Genomic DNA, 16,594 nt, shown 5'->3' on the forward strand with positions numbered 1-16,594 from the left:
CGTGCGCTCGCCAGCGATGGCCAACGTGGCCGAGACACCGCGTTGTTGAGAACCAAATCAGAGAGACTTTGTCATGTCAAATTCGTTCACTTTCCGGGGCGCGCTGCTGAGCGCCGCACTGCTCGGCACCGCACTGCCTGCCGCAGCCGAGAGCTTCGTCACGTTCCAGGTGCCGGGAGCCGTCAGCTTCTCGGTGGCCAAGATCAACAGCAGCGGCGTGGTCGCCGGCTCGTACACCTTGAGCGACGGCCTGTCGCGCGGCTTTGTGCGCAGTGCGTCCGGCGAGATCACGGGCTTCGACGTCAATGGACTGAGCACCACGTCGATGTCCATCAGCGACGATGGCACCGTGGCCGGCCATTACACCGATGGGGGCGGCTTGAAGGCCTTCACGCGCAGTCCTGCCGGCGTCATCACGCCCGTGGTCACGCCGGGTTCCTTCAGTGTGGCCTACGCCATCAACAACGTTGGCAGCACCTCGGGCTTCTACCGCAACGAGCAGAACGACGACTTCGCCAACCGCGGCTTCGTGGCCACCGCCAACGGCGGCTTCACCAGCATCAGCATGCCTGCCGGCATGAGCGGCTCGGTGGCCAGCGCGCTCAACGATGGCGGCGACAGCGCCGGCAATTTCGAGGTGCTGTACCTCAACACCTTGCTGAAGTACGTTGGCTTCGTGCAGACGGCCAGCGGCGCCTTGACCAGCTTCGAGGCTGGCACGGTGAGCGATCCGGCCGGCATCCCGCAAACCGAAGTGGCGGGCCTGAACAACGCCGGCACCGCGGCTGGCGTGTTCAGGACCGTGGTGTGCCCGTTCAACTGCGCCACCAAGTCTTCGCAAGGCTACGTGCGCAGCGCTGGCGGCCAGATCACGCTGTTCAAGGTGGGCGGCACCCGCAGCCTCATGAACGTGGCGGGCATCAACAATGCGGGCCAGACCGTGGGTGACTACACCACCACGCGTGGTGCCAGCGGTTTTGTGCGCGCCGCGGACGGTGTGGTCACGACCTTCAAGGTGCCGAAGATGCTCTACACCTCGCCCAGCAGCATCAATGACCAGGGCGTCGTCGCCGGAACCTGCTTGAAGTCCGGCAGCAGCACCTACCTCGGCTTCCTGCGTTTGCCCTGACGCACAACAGCCCGCCATCCGGGCGCTGGCCGCGCGGATGGCGGTGCTATCGTGCCCGCCATGAGATGGTGGATGCGTGTGCGGCCCTGGTTGGGCCGGCGTTGGGTGCAGGTTGGTGGCGGGCTGTTGGCGCTTTACCTGCTGCTGGGCTGGTTGGCAGTTGGGCCACTGCTGAAATGGGCGGCGCCGAAATGGCTGGCCGAGCGAGGCGGCTACACGCTGGCCGTCGAGCAGGCGCACTTCAATCCGCTGGCCTTGTCGCTGGAGCTGCAAGGCCTGTCGCTGAAGACGCCGCAGGGCCAGCCGCTGCTGAGCCTGGGCCGGCTCTACGTGAACTTCCAGGCCAGCAGCCTGTTCCGCCGCGCCTGGACCTTCAACGAGCTGCTGATCGAGCAGCCGACGGTGGCGGTGACGCTGCTGGCCGATGGTCAGCTCAACTGGCAGCAGTTCGTGGATGCGCTGGCCGGCCAGGCACCGCCTGCGCCACCATCCGATCCGGCGGCCGAGCCGCCCCGCCTGCTGGTGCAACGCCTCGCACTCAGCGGTGGCCGCGTCGACTTTTCGGACCAGCAGGTGGCCGGCGGTTTCAGCACCCAGCTCGCGCCGCTGGCACTGGAACTCGACGACGTTTCCACGCTGCCCAATGCGCAAGGCGAACACGAAGTCACCGCGCACGTGGGCCTGGGCGCCGACCTGCACTGGCAAGGCCGCTTCGGCCTGAACCCGCTGGTCTCCAGCGGCGAGTTTTCCATTCAAGGCCTGCTGCTGGGCCGGCTCTGGCCCTACCTGCAGAATCGGCTGAAGATGGCGCCGCCAGAAGGCACGGCCTCGCTCGCGTTGCGCTACGAGGCGGGGTATGCGCAACGCCAGTTGTCGCTGAAGCTGGCGCAGGTCAATGCCAAGCTGTCCGAGGTGGCGCTGCGTGGCGTCAATCAAGCCGAGCCTGGCGTGGCCTTGAACGCCTTGACGCTGAGCGGCGGCACGCTGGATCTGGCGAGCCGCCACATTGGCGTCGAAAACCTGGCACTGCAAGGCGGTGCCGTGCACCTGCTGCGCGCTGCGGATGGCCGGCTGGATTTGCAGGACTGGTTCGCCGCTGCGCCGCCCGCCGCGGCGGCATCTGCCCCAGCGGCGGCCTCTGCGCCCGCTGAACCCTGGACCGTGCAACTCGCCAAGGCCAGCATTGAAGGCCTGGGCCTGCGCGTGGAAGACCGCAGCCTGGCCACGCCGCTCACGGCCGAGCTGGGCGAACTGCAACTCGGCTTCCAGGCCGAGGCCAGCAGTGCCGGTGACGGCCAGTTGAACCTGCAAGGCCTGCAGCTCACGGCGCGCGAACTGACGCTGCGTTCCGGTGCGGCCGAGCCCTGGTTCAAGCTGGCCAGCGCGACGCTGGGCGATGGCCAGCTTGCCCTGGCCGAGCGCAGGCTGGCCATTGGGCGCCTGGCCTTTGCCGGCGGGCAGCTGGTGGCCGTGCGCGATGCGCAGGGCGAACTTTCCCTGCTCACGGCCTTCAAGCCCGCGGCGGCCAAAGCTGCCGTGGCCGCACCAGTACAAGCACCAGCGCAAGCCGCCAGTGCGCCGGCCTGGCATTACCGCGTTGGCCAGGTGGCCGCGACTGATTGGCAGGCCACGCTGCGCGACGAAGCCGTGCCCGGCACCCAGCCGCTGGTGCTGGAGGCCATCCAGGCCCAGGTCGACCAATTGAGCGACGACCCCAAGGCCAGGCTGCCGGTGCAACTCGCGCTGGCGGTGCAGGGCAACGGCGGGCGCCTCGGCGTCAACGGGCAGGTGCAGCCCGCCAGCCAGGCGGCGGACCTGCGCGTGTCGCTGCGCGGGCTGGCGCTGGCGCCTGCCAAGCCTTACCTGGCGCAGCAGGCCGCGCTCACGCTGCTGGGCGGGCTGCTTGATGCCGAAGGCCGGCTGCGCCTGGCGCAGGGGCAGCCGCGCTATGAAGGCAGGCTGGCGCTGCGCGAGCTGCGCATCGACGAGACCGTCAGCGGCGAGCGTTTCCTGGCGTGGCGCCAGCTGGCGGTGCCGCGCCTGGCCGTCACGCCGCAGTCGCTGGAAGCCGGTGACGTGGACCTGGACGGCCTGAACACCAAGCTGGTGATCTTCAAGGACCATTCGATCAACCTGACCAAGGTCTTGCGGCCGCAGGCCGTGGCCGCCGCTGCGCCGGCCGCGGCTTCGGCCAGTGCTGTTGCCCCCGCCAAGGTGGCGAGCCCGGCCGCCGAGCCTGCCTTCCTGGTCGACGTCAGCCGCGTGCGGGTGCGCAACAGCGAGCTGGACTTTGCCGACCTGTCGCTGGCGCTGCCGTTTGCCGCGCGCATCCACGGCCTGCAAGGCCAGTTGGCGGGGCTGTCCACCCGGCCCGGCCGCTCGGCGCAGATCGAGCTGGGCGGGCAGGTCGACGAATACGGCCTGGCGCGTGCAAGCGGCCAGGTCGAGCTGGGCAACCCGACGAATGCGATGGACATTGGCGTGGTGTTCAAGAACGTCGAGATAACCTCGCTGACGCCTTACGCCGCAACCTTCGCCGGCCGGCGCATCGCCTCGGGCAAGCTTTCGCTGGACCTGGCCTACAAGATCGACAAGCGCCAGCTCAAGGGCCAGAACCAGGTCGTGATGGACAAGCTCACGCTGGGCGAGAAGGTTGACAGCCCGACCGCCGTGAACCTGCCGCTGGACCTGGCGCTGGCGCTGCTGCAGGACAGCGATGGCCGCATCGACCTAGGCCTGCCCATTTCCGGCAGCCTGGACGACCCGCAGTTCAGCTACGGCGGCATCGTCTGGAAGGCCGTCGTCAACGTGCTGACCAAGGTCGTCACGTCGCCGTTCCGCGCGATTGGCGCGCTGTTTGGCGGCAACGACGAAGCCGCACCCCGCATCGCCTTCGACCCCGGCCATGCCGAGCTGCCACCGCCCGAACGCGAGAAGCTGGACCGGCTCGCCCAGGCGCTGGCCAAGCGCCCCGGCCTGGCCGTGAAGATCAGCGCCGGCTACGACCCGCAGGCCGACACCGCGGCGCTGCAAGACCTCTGGCTGCGCCAGGCCGTGGCGGCCCAGCGCAAGCAGGAGATGGCGCCCGGCGAGCTGCCAGGCGCCGTGAACCTCAGCCAGCCCGAGGTTCGCCAGGCACTGGAAGCCATCTACACCCAGCGCCTGGGTGCGCCCGCCCTGGAGGCCTTGCGACAGCAGATCAAGGCTGCCGCTGGCAAGCCAGCCGAGCCCGCCAGGACAGCAGAGGCCAAGCCGCCAGAATTCCCGCTGCATGCCGCGCTGCAGCAGCAATTGCTGGCGCAGAGCCCCGTGGCCGAAGCCCAGCTCGTGGCACTGGCCACGGCGCGCGCGGAGGCTGTCAGCAGCCGGCTGGTCTCGCGCAACATTGGGCAGGACCGCCTGCGGATGGAAGCCGCCAAACGGCTGGATGCTGAGCAGGCGCCGCAGGTCGAGCTGGGACTGAGCGCCAAGGCGAGCCCTGCGGTTGAGGCCGCGCCATCCGCCGCTGCCCGTTGAGCCTGCGCTACACGCTCAGTGCCTGCTGCAGGTGATCGACCAGCGCCCGCTGCGGCGCCGTCAGCACCGCACCTGAAGCGGCCACCAGCGCCAGCTCGGTAGGCGCCAGCTCCGGCAGGCCTTCGCACAGCCGGTGCTCGGGCAGCAGCGCGGTGGTGGGCAAAACGCTGATCGCCAGGCCCGAGGCGACTGCGGCCTGGATGCCGGTGAGGCTGTGGCTGCCAAAGGCCTGGCGCCAGCGGCGGCGCGCCTTGTCCAGGCCGCGCAGCGCGCGCTGTCGGTAGACGCAGCCTTGCGGGAACAGCGCCAGCGGGAGGGGCTCGCCGGGCGGCAGCGCGAAGCCCTGGCCCTGCACCCAGACCAGGGTTTCAGGCCAGGCCGCCAGGCACTCGCCTTCGCCCGGTGAGCGCTTGACCAGCGCCAGGTCCAGCTCGCCCTGCGCGAGCTTGTGCTTCAGGTCCGTGCTCATGCCGCTGAGGGTTTCAAGACGCAGGCCGGGCTGCTGCGCGCTGAAGCCGGACAGCAGGGCGGACATGCGGCGCGCATCGAAGTCTTCCGGCACACCCACGCGCACCGGCAGCACTGCGCCTTCGCTGGCGAGCACGTCCTCGGCCTCCTGCGCCAGTGCCAGCAGGCGGCGGGCGTAGTTGGTCAACAGTTCGCCCTGCGCGGTAGGCGTGATCTGCGTGCCGGTGCGGTCGCGCAGCAGCAGCGGCCGGCCCACGCGCTCCTCCAGTTTGCGGATCTGCTGGCTGACGGTGGACTGGGTGCGGTGCACCCGCTCGCCAGCGCGCGTGAAGCTGCGCTCGTCCACCACGCAGACGAGGGTCTGCAGCAACTCCAGATCCAGCACCTTGGCGCTCCTTCGACGTTGAAGATCTCATTAGACATTCAACTGATGTGCCGCATCAAATCGAATTTCCAAATTATTGGATGACTGCCTACGATGCCCCCGTTCCTTGTCTTGCGCTGCAGAAAGCCCATCGCCATGTCCCTCTCCGGTTCCCGTCCCCGCTGGCTCACCTTCGACTGCTACGGCACCCTCATCCAATGGGACGAGGGCTTGCAGGCCGCCGTGCGCGAGCTGCTGGCCGCCAAGCAGGCGGACCATGTGTCGCCCGAAAAACTGATCTCGGTGTACGACCATCACGAACACGCGCTGGAGCAGACGCCGCCGCACCGTTCGTTCCGCGAGTTGGCCGGCCAGGGCTTGCAGATGGCCCTGCGCGAGCTGGGCCTCCCGGTGGGCGAGGGGGACATGGCCTCGCTGGCCCGGCGCATCTCGGCGATGCCACCGTTTCCCGAAGTCGTGCCGACGCTTGCGCGCTTGAAGGCGGCGGGCTGGCGGCTGTGCATCGTCTCGAACACCGACGACGACATCATTGCCGGCAACGTGGCGCAACTGGGTGGCCACATCGACCGCGTCATCACCGCGCAGCAGGCCGGCGCCTACAAGCCCAACCGCCGGCTGTTCGACCATGCGCACGGGGCGCTGGGCGTGACGAAGGATGAGGTGCTGCACATCTGCGCCAGCCCGCATCTGGACCACGCGGCGGCACGCGACATCGGCTTTCGCTGCGTTTGGATCGACCGCGGCACCGGCCGCCGGCTGCTGCCGGACTACACGCCGGACGCGACCTTGCCCACGCTGGCCGGTGTGCCGGAGCTGCTCGCCGCAGCGGGTTGGTGAAGGATCATCATCACGCCATGGCCCACACCTTTGCCGCATCCGTCGCCCCGTCCAATGTCCGGTTCGAACTGGCCGCGGACGCCATTCACCAAGCCCGCATCGAGCTGGCCGCCTGTTTCCAGCTGGCCGCGCGGCACGGGTTGGAAGAAGGCATCTGCAACCACTTTTCGGCGCTGCTGCCGGGCAGTGACACGCTGTTCCTGGTGAACCCCTACGGCCTGGCATTTGCCGAGGTCACGGCCTCGCGCCTGCTGGTCTGCCATGTGGACGGCCAGGTGCTGGCCGGCGACGGGCAGCCCGAGGCGACTGCGTTCTACATCCACGCCAGGTTGCATCGCCGGCAGCCACGCATCCGCGCCGCGTTCCACACCCACATGCCGCATGCGACGGCGCTGGGCATGTTGCAGGGCGAGCCGCTGCGCTGGGCAGGCCAGACCGCGTTGAAGTTCCTGGGCCGCACCGCCGTGGACCCGCACTACAACGGCCTGGCGCTGGACAACACCGAGGGCGACCGCATCGCCAGCGCCATCGGCACGGCCGACATCGTGTTCCTGAAGAACCACGGCGTGCTGGTCTGCGGCGCCAGCGTGGCCGAAGCCTGGGACGACCTGTATTACCTGGAGCGTGCGGCCCAGGTGCAGCTGCTGGCCATGCGCACCGGCGAGCCGCTGCAGGTCATTCCAGGCGAGATCGCCCAGCGCACTGCCGCGCAGATGCGGCTGGGCGATGCCGACAGTGCCCGCGCACACCTGGCCAGCGGCATGCGCCAGCTGCGTGCGGCGGGCAATCCGTTCGAGCGCTGAGTTCAGCGCCCTGCAGCTTCAGCGGGCGACGCCGTAGACCGACAGCGCCGGCAGCGTGGCCGAGGCGGTCTTGGTCCAGCTGCCGCTGGTGCCGTAGGTGGCGTAGCCGCCGGTCGTGCCGTTGGCGTTGTTCAGCCAGATCGCGCTGACATCGCTGCCCGCCGTCGTCACCGTGCCGACCCAGTACTGCATGCCGGCGGTCAGCGCGATGGCCTCGGCCGTGGTGACCTGCACATAGCTGCAGCAGGGGTAGATCGCGCCCTTCTCGGTCTTCCAGTCGAAAGGCGTCACGTCGGTCCAGGTGAACAGCGGTGCGCCTGGCACGCCATTCGCGTCGGCATACACCACGACGTTCAGCGTGCTGCGGTTGCCGGCGCTCAGGGCCACCGGCAATACCATCTTGGTCAGGTTGGCGTCCAGGGCGGGCGTGAACGGCACTGCGGCGTTCTGCAGCGGATCGGTCGCGCTGTCACCGGCGATGCTCAGCCCGGCGTCAGCCTTGTACATCGCCACGTTCGACGTGATCGTCGAGTACAGGACCTGGGTGTCGGCCTTGGCCTTGGACTTCGCATCCGCCGTCGGCGCGACCGACTGTGCGGGACCGACTCGGCGGATGATGGGTTCGGCGCCGGCTGTGGTGGTGGCCATGGTCGCGGCAGCGAGCGCGAGCAGCGGCAGCAGCGCTGTCAGGGTTTGCGGGATTCGCATGGAAAAACCTTTGTCAGGATGTCGGTAGCTGGAGGGTGGCAACGAGAGCGAACAGTCGCTCACTCGGTCGGCACGCCGTAGACGCCCACGGCAGGCAGCAGCACTTCGGTCTGGCTCTGCCACACGCCGCCGCCGTCCAGGTAGGCATCGGTGCCGGTCAGGCCGCGGGAGTTGAAGTACCACATCGCGGTGACGCGGCTCTTCGGCGTGGTCGCGACGACGATCCAGTACTTCTTGCCTTCCACCAGCGGCACTTCGCCGGCGGCAGCGCTCGGGGCGACATAGGTGCAGCACTGGCGCGCGGTGTTGTCCGCGTTCAGCGTGTTCTGGATCGGCATGTCCTGCCAGGTGTAGATCGCTTCGCCGGGCAGGCCCTTGGCGTCGGCGTTGATCGAGATCAGCAGGGTGCTTGCGTCTTTGACGCTGTCCTGCGAGAGCGGCACGATGACCTGCGTCACGCTGATGTTGGACTTGGCCTTGAACGGCACTGCGAAATGCTGCTGCGGCCCGCGCGTGCCCGGCACGCCCTGCATGTGCCACAGCGGGCCCAGGATGGCCGGGCCCCAGCCGTAGTCATAGACGTTGGTCAGGTCCGTGTTCAGCGTGCTGTAGATCTTGGTGGTCCCGGGCGGCGCGGCGGTCGGGGTCCGGGCAGGGCCTGATTGTTTGACGATTGCTTCGGCTGCAACATGGCTTGTGGCGATGGCCAGCAGCGACAGGGCAACCCATTGTTTGAGTCTCATGGAACACCTTGTGAAGAAGGGAGTGTGAGGTCCGTCGTGCGGGCTTGTGACCCTTGCGCGCCGGCTTCTGCAGGGAAGGTCACACAACAGCCGACCCTGCCGAAGTGGGCCGCAGTGTGCGTGGCGTGCCCCGAAACGGGGCCTCGGCCGCGCCATGAAAGGGCAACGGAAAGGGCTTGGTACCTGTAGAAAAAATTGCCCCCAGCTGTCATCGCCCAGACTTGTTGATTTTTTCTAGCTTTGCCGTTTGACGGTTGTATGACGTCAGTCAGGCATTGTTTTTGCGCTGTGTTGTCACATCGCCGGCCATGCGCCGCGCCAGCCCGATCCGCCGATCCAGCGGGTTCGGCCAGCACGGTGCGCTTGCTCCCAACCCGGGAGCGCGGTGCGTTCCAAGGAATCGTGTTCATGCAAGAAGCTGGGTTGTCCCAAGCGTCCGCCGGGTCCGTGTGGACCTTTGGCGAGGTCGAGTTCGATGAAGTGCGCTGGTGCTTGCGCGTGGCCGGCGCGCCGGTCGCCCTGGAGCCCAAGCCGCTGCGCATCCTCAGCATGCTGCTGCGCCGCGCGGGCGAGGTCGTCACCCGGGACGACCTGCTGGCCGAGCTGTGGCCCGGCACGCCGGTGGTCGACAAGGCCGTCACCAACGCCGTGGGCAAGCTGCGCCAGGCGCTGGGGCCGGATGGCGTGAACTGCATCTCCACCGTGCCCAAGCTGGGCTACCGGCTGATGGCCGAGGTGCAGCGCCAGGGGGCCGTCGCAGAAGCCAGGCCCTCGGTGGCCGAAGAACCCGCCGAGGTGCCTCACACGGAGACAGCCGTCGCTGTGGCGCCAGAAGTTCCCCTGGACATGCCGGCCCCGGCGCGGCCCTACAACCCGCCGCGCGCGGCCCGCTGGCGCGATGTGCTGCAGCAGGGCCAGCAGGTGCGGCGGGTGTCTGCAGGCCTGGCGCTGCTGCTGATGGGCCTGGGCTTTTGCGGTGCGCTGGGCTGGGAGGCCAGGCAAGCCCAGCGGGCGGCAGACGCCGAACGCCGCATCACGCACGCCTTGCAGTTGCGCCTGCTGGGCGCCATGGCCCAGGCTGGCCTGGTGGACGATGCGCAGCGCGAGGTCGACGCGCTGCGGGCCCGGCTGCCGGAAGACGACGCCGACATCCAGGCCGAAGCCTCGCGGGTGCAGCAGCGCGTGGCGGCGCTGCGTTCGCAGGGGGCGGCCGCAGCGACCACTTCCGCGCTCGGCCAGCTCGACGCGAGCGACCTGCTGGCCGCCGGCCTGGGTGACCGCGCCGCCGTGCTGCAGGCAGCCCGCTGAGCGTCAGGGCCTGGCCGCGTCCACGCTGGCTTGCGTGAAGGTCGGGTAGCCGCTGGGCTTGTAGGTGTTGAGGTTGCCGAGGAAGTTGCTGTCCTTCAGCGGGATGGTGGCCGAGCCGTAGTCGAAGCTGTTGAGCTTGCTGCGCATCGTGGCGTTGTCGATGCCGTCGCCGTGCAGCTCATACCAGCTGGTGATGGTGGGCGTGACGAACTGGCCGTAGGGGTTCTCGGCCGGCTCGGTGGCGCTGGCGAAGCGCATCGCGTGGGTCAGCCCGCCGTCCTTGTGATAGATGATCTTCACATGGTTGCCCTGCATCGCGATCTCGGCGACCGGCTTGTTGTACAGGTCGCCGTGGGCGCTGTAGCCGCCATGCGTGACGATGCCGTTGGTGGTCCACACGGCCGCATGTTCCCAGTCGTGGCGGTGGCCGCCGCCCAGCGCGGTGGTCTGGTCCTTCTCGAAGTACAGCGCGTAGAAGTGGCCGCAGTAGGTATTGCCGCCGGTGGTGAGGCAGGCGTGGCGGTGCAGCGTGTTCGAGCTGTCCAGGAAGTTGCTGGAGCGGCAGTTGCCGGTGATGCTGCCGGTGGGCTTGAGGCCGCCATTCTGCACGCCGCTGCGGCTGATGCCGGCACTGGGCAGGCAGCCGTCGGTGTCGAAGTCGAACACCGGATAGGTGGCGAGGATGCTCTCGGTGGTGGGCAGGGTTTCGTCCAGCCTGGCGAAGTCATCGGCGTGCGCGGCTTGCGCCAGCACGAACAGCGGCGCGGCGCACAGCAGGGCCCAGGTGCGGTTCATTGACATTGCATGTCTCCCAACGATGGATGTGAGACCGCCAGTGTGCGGGCGCGGTTTGAAAGCCGCGTGACGTGTGCCTGGTGCGGCCGGGCCGCCAGCAAAAAGGCCCGGTGGGGCGAACCCACCGGGCCTTTGCAGCGTCAGCCTTGTCGGCTTACCAGCCGATGTCCTTCAGCAGTTCCAGCGTCAGGTCCTTCGGCGCCGAGACCTTGAAGGTGGGCAGGTCGTCGTTGATCGCCGGTTCCATCAGCAGGTTGCGGGAGGCCGAGGTGTCCCAATGGGAAACCGAGGAGCCGCCCTGGAACGGGTTGGGCGTGAACAGCATGACCCGGCCGGCCGCGTCGGCACCGGCATAGCGGGTCTTGTCGATGCCCATCACCGCGGTGATCTTGTCGGTGGACAGCAGGCTGCCGGTCAGCACGGTCTTCAAGGTCGCGCCGTCTGCCTGGGTGATCATGACCGACGGAATGACCACGGTGTCGTCGCTGCCAGGCAGGCTGCCGGGCGGGCCGCCGGCCACGTTGTTGACCACGATCACGCCGATCGCCCCCGCGTCCTGCGCGTTCTTCACCTTGACGGAGAAGTTGCAGGTGCCACGGTCCAGCAGCGCCACCTTGCCGGCCACCAGCGAAGCATTGGCCGAGCTGAGCGGGTCGCAAGCCAGCCCGGTCGCGCCGTCGGCCTGGTCGATGACACGTGCCATGCCGCCCTTGAGCGCGGTGCCGGACAGCGGCGGACCGAACTCGGCCGGGCCAACCAGGTAGACGCCGGCCACGTCCGGGAACTTCTTGGACTTGACCGTCAGCATCGGCGTGCCTTTCTTCAGCACCGAAGGCATGTCCGCGACGACTTTCGGGCCGGTCCAGACCAGCCCGCGCGGGTTGATCGCCGACGTGCGGCGCTCCGCAGCGGTCATCTCCAGCCAGGTCTTGCCGGCCGTGTTGTCGAACATCATGCTTTCCCAGACGGTGGGGTAGCGCTTGCCGTCGGTGTCGCGGGGCTGCAGGCCGGTGCTGCCGTTGGTCGGCGTGGCGAAGCCCAGGCCGTGGCCCACCTCATGGGTCAGCACGACGGCGAAGTCGATGCTGCCGGCCGGTGCGTTGCCGTCCAGGCCGAGGTACCAGGGCGTGCCTTCCAGGCAATTGGCCTTGCCCAGGTTGACGTTGAAGCTGGAGCTGATCTCCGGCTTGGCGCCGTCGTCCAGGTCGACCTGGGCCAGGGTGTTGGCCAAGGCGGCCGGGTACCAGGTGCCGGTCTTGGGTGCGTTCGGGAAGTCGTGCCACGACGTGACCGCGCCAGCCTGACCCAGCACGGCCTGCGACGAGTTGCAATCAAGCGCCGGCCAGTTGGCCGAGATCTGGATCACCGGGCCTTCGGGCAACTGCTGGCCCCAGACCGATGCGACCTTCTTGTACACGTTCATGCGCTGTTCGCCGAGCGTGCTGCCTTCGTTGCCGCCCACCGGGGCAGCGGCGGTCTTGTCATTGAAGCCGACACCGGGGGAGTCGGTGTTCAGGATCTCGATCGTGGCGCCCCAGGCCGTGAAGGCGGCCAGGGATGCAACCAGGGCCACCAGGCTGCGGCTGTGCATGCGGATGCCGCTCATTTCAGGCTCCCTTCGGTGTGGACCGGGTGTTCGTGCACATCGGCGGCTTCGTCGCCGTCGACGCAGTCGGTCGCCAGCTTGCCGTTGGCGCCGATGGCCGCGCGCGAATACGACATGTGTTCCGGGCCCATGACGATGCCGCGCGCACCGGTGGTGCGGGACACGATGCCTTGCAGCACGGTTTCAGCGCGCGGCGCCTTGGCGGCAGCTGCGCCCAGCGCATCGGCCTCGGACGGCGTCAGCGGGCGGATGCGCTTGGTGACCGGATCGATGCTCACGCGCAGGCCGTCGGTGGACGACGCTGACGCGGGCGCCGCGGGGGTGTCGCTGTCGGCATGGGCGGATGTGCCCAGGCAGACGCTGATCACGGACGCGCTGATCAGCGTCCGGATCGACATGGTGAATAAGGAGGACATGAAACGGGACTCCAGGGAAGAAACGAAAAGTCAGTTTATTTTCGGATCCCCCTGTCATCAATCGTTAATCTTCAAAAACCAGTCTTCAAGTTTGGGGGATAGCGTTGTCCGGTTGGAAATGAACCGCGTAGGTGCAGAAATGGCGAAAGATGGGCGAAAACCGGGCGGGGAGATGCCCAATCTTGTGCGGTATGGAACCACTTCCATATTCGAGTTAGGGGGTTTGAAGGGGCTGTTGCGGTTTTGATATGGAACCGATTCCATACCCGGGTCGCATCCAGGCCAAAAAAAGGGTGGCCAGTGCCACCCTTTGAAAACATGGCCTGTGTTGACAGCCATGCATCCCAAACCCGATGCGGGGCCTCAGGCCTGCGTGTAGGCCGTCTTGACCACGGTGTAGAACTCCGCGGCGTAGCGGCCTTGCTCGCGCGGGCCGTAGCTGCTGCTCTTGCGGCCGCCGAAGGGCACGTGATAGTCCACACCCGCGGTTGGCAGGTTGACCATCACCATGCCGGCCTGCGCGTGGCGCTTGAAGTGCGTGGCGTGCTTCAGGCTGGTGGTGGCGATGCCGCTGGCCAGGCCGAACGGGGTGTCGTTGGCCAGGTGCAAGGCTTCGTCGTAGCCCTTGGCGCGGATCACGCTGACGACCGGGCCGAAGACTTCCTCGGTGTTGATGCGCATGGCCGCGGCGGTTTCGGTGAACAGCGCCGGCTGCATGTAGTAGCCCGGCGCGCCTTCGGCGTTGGTCGGCATGGCCGCGCCGCCCCAGGCCAGCTTGGCGCCTTCGGACTGGGCGATGCCCACGTATTCCAGGTCCTGCGCGAGCTGGCGGTCATCCACCACCGGGCCGATGTCGGTGCCGGCGGTGCGGGCGTCGCCCACCTTCAGCGTCTTCAGCTTGGCGACCATGGCTTCGACGAAGCGGTCATGGATGCCTTCGGTGACGATCAGGCGCGACGAGGCGGTGCAGCGCTGGCCGGTGGAGAAGAAGCCGGAGTTGATCGCGGCGCCCACGGCCACGTTCAGGTCCGCATCGTCCAGCACCACGAACGGGTTCTTGCCGCCCATTTCCAGCTGGAACTTGGCGCCGCGGCTCACGCAGGCCTGGGCCACCTTCTGGCCGGTGGGCACCGAGCCGGTGAAGCTGATGCCGGCAATGCGCGGGTCTTCCAGCAGCACGGCACCGACTTCGCTGCCGCGGCCCATCACCAGGTTGAACACGCCTGCCGGGATGCCAGAGCGGCTGATGATGTCCGACAGCGCCCAGGCCGAACCCGGCACCACTTCGGCCGGCTTGAAGACCACGCAGTTGCCATAGGCCAGCGCCGGCGCGATCTTCCAGGCCGGGATGGCAATGGGGAAGTTCCACGGCGTGATCAGGCCGATCACGCCCAGCGGCTCGCGGGTGATTTCCACGCCGACGCCAGGCCGCACCGAAGGCATCATTTCGCCACCGGGGCGCAGCGCCTCGCCGGCAAAGAACTTGAAGATCGCGCCGGCACGGGCGACTTCGCCAATGGCTTCGGGCAAGGTCTTGCCTTCTTCGCGCGCCAGCAGGTCGCCCAGCTCGGCCTTGCGGGCAATGATCTCGCTGCCGATGAAGTCCAGCGCGTCGAAGCGCTGCTGCGGCGTGCTGAGGCTCCAGGCCGGGAAGGCTGCAGCGGCAGCAGCCACGGCTTCTTCGGCCTGCGCACGGCTGGCCACGGTGTAGTCGCCAATCGTGTCGCGGGTGTCCGACGGGTTGATGTTCTGGTAGGCGCGCACGCCTTCGGTCCAGGCGCCGGCAATCAGGTTGAGTTTCATGGGATGAGACCTCGTGGAGTGTTTTGGATGGATGGAATCGGAGGCAGAAAAACGGTCAAGCGCGCGGCGCTTCGCTGACCAGCGGCTGGCCGGCCTGGAAGGCGGCGATGTTGTCGAGCACGCGCTGCGCCATGGCCTGGCGGGTTTCTTCGGTCGCGCTGGCGATGTGCGGCAGCAGCACCACGTTGTCCAGCTTCAGCAGTGCTTCAGGCACTTGCGGCTCGTTGGCGAACACGTCCAGCCCGGCGCCGGCAATGCGCTTGTCCTGCAGCGCGGCGACCAGCGCGTCTTCGTCGATGACCGAGCCGCGCGCCACGTTGATGACAAAGCCGCGCGGGCCCAGCGCGTCCAGCACCTCGGCGTTGACCAGGTGCCGGGTGGACGGGCCGCCGGCGGTGATGACCACCAGGTAGTCGCACCAGCGTGCCAGCGCCGGCAGCGAAGGCTCGTGGGCCCACGGCAGGCCTTCGACCGGGCGGCGCGTGTGGTAGCGCACCTGCATGTCGAAGCCCGCGCCGCGGCGGGCGATGGCCTGGCCGATGCGGCCCATGCCGAGCACGCCCAGCCGCGCGCCGCTGACCTTGCGCGACAGGCCGAAGCTGTTGAGCCCGCCCTTGGCCCAGCCACCGGCGCGCACGAAGCGGTCGGCTTCCGAGACACGGCGCGCCACGTCCAGCAGCAGCGCCAGCGCCGTGTCGGCCACGCAGTCGTTCAGCACGTCGGGTGTGTAGCCCACGCTGATGCCGCGCGCCTGCGCCGAGGCCACCGGCACCTTGTCCAGGCCCACGCCGAAGCTGGAGATCAGCTTCAGGTTGGTCAACGCGGCGAGCTGGGTCTCGTTCATGCCGACCGCGGCCGAGGTGACGGCGATCTCGAACTCACCGCCGTGGGCCGCCAGGAAGGCGGCCGGGTCGGCCTCCTCGACCAGGCGGTGGATGGCGAAGGTTTCGGCCAGCGCACGATTCAGCACGGGCACCAGGTTGCCGATCAGCAGCAGGCGGGGTGTGGTCATCAGGTGCCTCAATCCATCAATCAAGCTTGACGTTGCCCTTGACGACCACCTCGGCCCAGCGCTTGCGCTCGGTCTCGAAGAAGCTGCTGAACTCGGCCGGCGACATCGTGCGCACCTCGGCGCCTTGCGAGACCAGGCGCTCGCGCACTTCGGGCGAACGGATGATCCCGGTCAGCACCGTGTTGACCTTGGCGATCACCGCCGGCGGCGTGCCCACCGGCATCAGCACGCCCTGCCAAGTGCCGGACTCGAAGCCCTTCATGCCTTGTTCGGCCAGCGTGGGCACGTTGGCCACCAGCGGCATGCGCGTGCCCTTGGACAGGGCCAGCACCTTCAGCTTGCCGGACTGCACGTGCGGCAGCGTGGCCAGCATGCCGTTCATCGTCAGGTCGGTCTGGCCGGCAATGGTGTCGGCCACCGACTGCGAGCCGCCCTTGTACGGGATGTAGGTCCACTTGGCGCCGGTGGCCTGCTGCACGGCCACGGCGGCCAGGTGCGGCGCGCTGCCCAGCGCCGTCACGGCGAAGTTCAGCTCCTTGGTCTTGGACAGCGCGACCAGTTCCTGCAGGTTGTTGGCCTGCACCGAAGGGTGCACCACCAGCATGTGCGGGGAGTAGGCCAGCATGGTCACGCCGCGCAGGTCCTTGCTCGGGTCGAAGCCCAGCTTGGTGTAGACCGACGGCGCGATGGCCAGCGCGCCCACGTCGCACAGCAGCAGCGTGTGGCCATCGTTGGCCTTGGCGACAAAGTCGGCACCCATGTTGCCGCTGGCGCCGGGCCGGTTGTCGACGATGACGGTCTGCTTGAGCGCCGTGCCGAGCTGCACGCTGATGGCGCGCGCGATGATGTCCGACGAACCGCCGGGCGGGTAGGGCACGATCAGGCGGATCGGCTTGGTGGGCCAGGCGGCGTCGGCCGCGGCTGCCGGTTGCGAGGCCAGCAGCGCGCCCAGCGTCAGGGCGCCCAGGCCGGCGGTGGCCAGCAGCTGGCGGCGGGAGGGGCGGTTTTCGATGCGAACGGAACGGGTCATGTGAATCCTTGCGGTCGTCTGGTGCGGTCGTCTTG

The 16,594-nt window shown here is 68.2% G+C and carries 14 protein-coding genes; 5 read left to right on the forward strand and 9 right to left on the reverse strand.

The genetic code is table 11. From position 1 onward, the window contains the following. Window positions 1-73: 73 nt before the first annotated feature. Together ACAH41_RS28645 and ACAH41_RS28650 are read left to right on the forward strand one after the other, a co-directional pair. Complete coding sequence (locus ACAH41_RS28645; protein ID WP_325655387.1) at window positions 74-1,129, forward strand: hypothetical protein; 1,056 nt, start codon at window positions 74-76, stop codon at window positions 1,127-1,129. A 60-nt stretch (window positions 1,130-1,189) separates the two neighbouring features. Continuing rightward, a complete protein-coding gene (locus tag ACAH41_RS28650) occupies window positions 1,190-4,645 on the forward strand; it encodes a DUF748 domain-containing protein (RefSeq protein WP_325655388.1) in 3,456 nt (1,151 codons plus the stop codon). 7 nt (window positions 4,646-4,652) lie between these two features. Here ACAH41_RS28650 and ACAH41_RS28655 read toward each other — a convergent pair whose 3' ends face one another. Continuing rightward, window positions 4,653-5,498 (reverse strand): LysR family transcriptional regulator, encoded by an 846-nt coding sequence (locus ACAH41_RS28655; RefSeq protein ID WP_325655389.1) that lies wholly within the window; start codon window positions 5,496-5,498, stop codon window positions 4,653-4,655. Window positions 5,499-5,633: 135 nt separating this feature from the next. Here ACAH41_RS28655 and ACAH41_RS28660 point away from each other — a divergent pair, with 135 nt between their 5' ends. Together ACAH41_RS28660 and ACAH41_RS28665 are read left to right on the forward strand one after the other, a co-directional pair. After that, window positions 5,634-6,335, forward strand: coding sequence for a haloacid dehalogenase type II (locus tag ACAH41_RS28660; RefSeq protein ID WP_325655390.1), 702 nt, complete (start codon window positions 5,634-5,636; stop codon window positions 6,333-6,335). 17 nt (window positions 6,336-6,352) lie between these two features. After that, window positions 6,353-7,138 carry an aldolase gene (locus tag ACAH41_RS28665; RefSeq protein ID WP_325655391.1) on the forward strand — a complete coding sequence of 262 codons (786 nt, stop codon included), beginning with the start codon at window positions 6,353-6,355 and terminating at the stop codon, window positions 7,136-7,138. Between the two features lie 18 nt (window positions 7,139-7,156). Here ACAH41_RS28665 and ACAH41_RS28670 read toward each other — a convergent pair whose 3' ends face one another. After that, the gene (locus ACAH41_RS28670; protein ID WP_325655392.1) at window positions 7,157-7,846 is read right to left on the reverse strand and encodes a hypothetical protein; all 690 of its coding nucleotides are present in this window, start codon (window positions 7,844-7,846) and stop codon (window positions 7,157-7,159) included. Window positions 7,847-7,905: 59 nt separating this feature from the next. After that, a complete protein-coding gene (locus ACAH41_RS28675) occupies window positions 7,906-8,589 on the reverse strand; it encodes a hypothetical protein (RefSeq protein ID WP_325655393.1) in 684 nt (227 codons plus the stop codon). Between the two features lie 423 nt (window positions 8,590-9,012). On the opposite strand from ACAH41_RS28675, the gene ACAH41_RS28680 reads away from it, so the two are divergent. Next, on the forward strand, window positions 9,013-9,897 hold the full coding sequence (locus ACAH41_RS28680; RefSeq protein ID WP_370538746.1) for a transcriptional regulator: 885 nt from the start codon (window positions 9,013-9,015) through the stop codon (window positions 9,895-9,897). Between the two features lie 3 nt (window positions 9,898-9,900). On the opposite strand, the gene ACAH41_RS28685 is transcribed toward ACAH41_RS28680, so the two are convergent. From ACAH41_RS28685 to ACAH41_RS28710, 6 genes are all read right to left on the reverse strand, one after another. Beyond that, window positions 9,901-10,698 carry an NPP1 family protein gene (locus ACAH41_RS28685; RefSeq protein WP_325655395.1) on the reverse strand — a complete coding sequence of 266 codons (798 nt, stop codon included), beginning with the start codon at window positions 10,696-10,698 and terminating at the stop codon, window positions 9,901-9,903. A 148-nt stretch (window positions 10,699-10,846) separates the two neighbouring features. Further along, window positions 10,847-12,298 carry a PA domain-containing protein gene (locus tag ACAH41_RS28690; RefSeq protein WP_325655396.1) on the reverse strand — a complete coding sequence of 484 codons (1,452 nt, stop codon included), beginning with the start codon at window positions 12,296-12,298 and terminating at the stop codon, window positions 10,847-10,849. Beyond that, the gene (locus ACAH41_RS28695) at window positions 12,295-12,714 is read right to left on the reverse strand and encodes a hypothetical protein (protein WP_325655397.1); all 420 of its coding nucleotides are present in this window, start codon (window positions 12,712-12,714) and stop codon (window positions 12,295-12,297) included. The genes ACAH41_RS28690 and ACAH41_RS28695 overlap by 4 nt, the downstream gene beginning before the upstream one ends. Before the next feature lie 363 nt (window positions 12,715-13,077). Then, window positions 13,078-14,517: an aldehyde dehydrogenase family protein gene (locus ACAH41_RS28700; protein WP_325655398.1), complete on the reverse strand. Its 1,440-nt coding sequence runs from the start codon at window positions 14,515-14,517 to the stop codon at window positions 13,078-13,080. A gap of 55 nt (window positions 14,518-14,572) precedes the next feature. Further along, the gene (locus ACAH41_RS28705) at window positions 14,573-15,529 is read right to left on the reverse strand and encodes a 2-hydroxyacid dehydrogenase (RefSeq protein WP_325655399.1); all 957 of its coding nucleotides are present in this window, start codon (window positions 15,527-15,529) and stop codon (window positions 14,573-14,575) included. Window positions 15,530-15,545: 16 nt separating this feature from the next. Next, window positions 15,546-16,559, reverse strand: a complete 1,014-nt coding sequence (locus ACAH41_RS28710) for a tripartite tricarboxylate transporter substrate binding protein (RefSeq protein WP_325655400.1) — start codon at window positions 16,557-16,559, stop codon at window positions 15,546-15,548. Between the last annotated feature and the right edge of the window lie 35 nt (window positions 16,560-16,594).

This window comes from Ideonella sp. (assembly GCF_041287625.1).
Lineage (GTDB): Bacteria > Pseudomonadota > Gammaproteobacteria > Burkholderiales > Burkholderiaceae_C > Ideonella.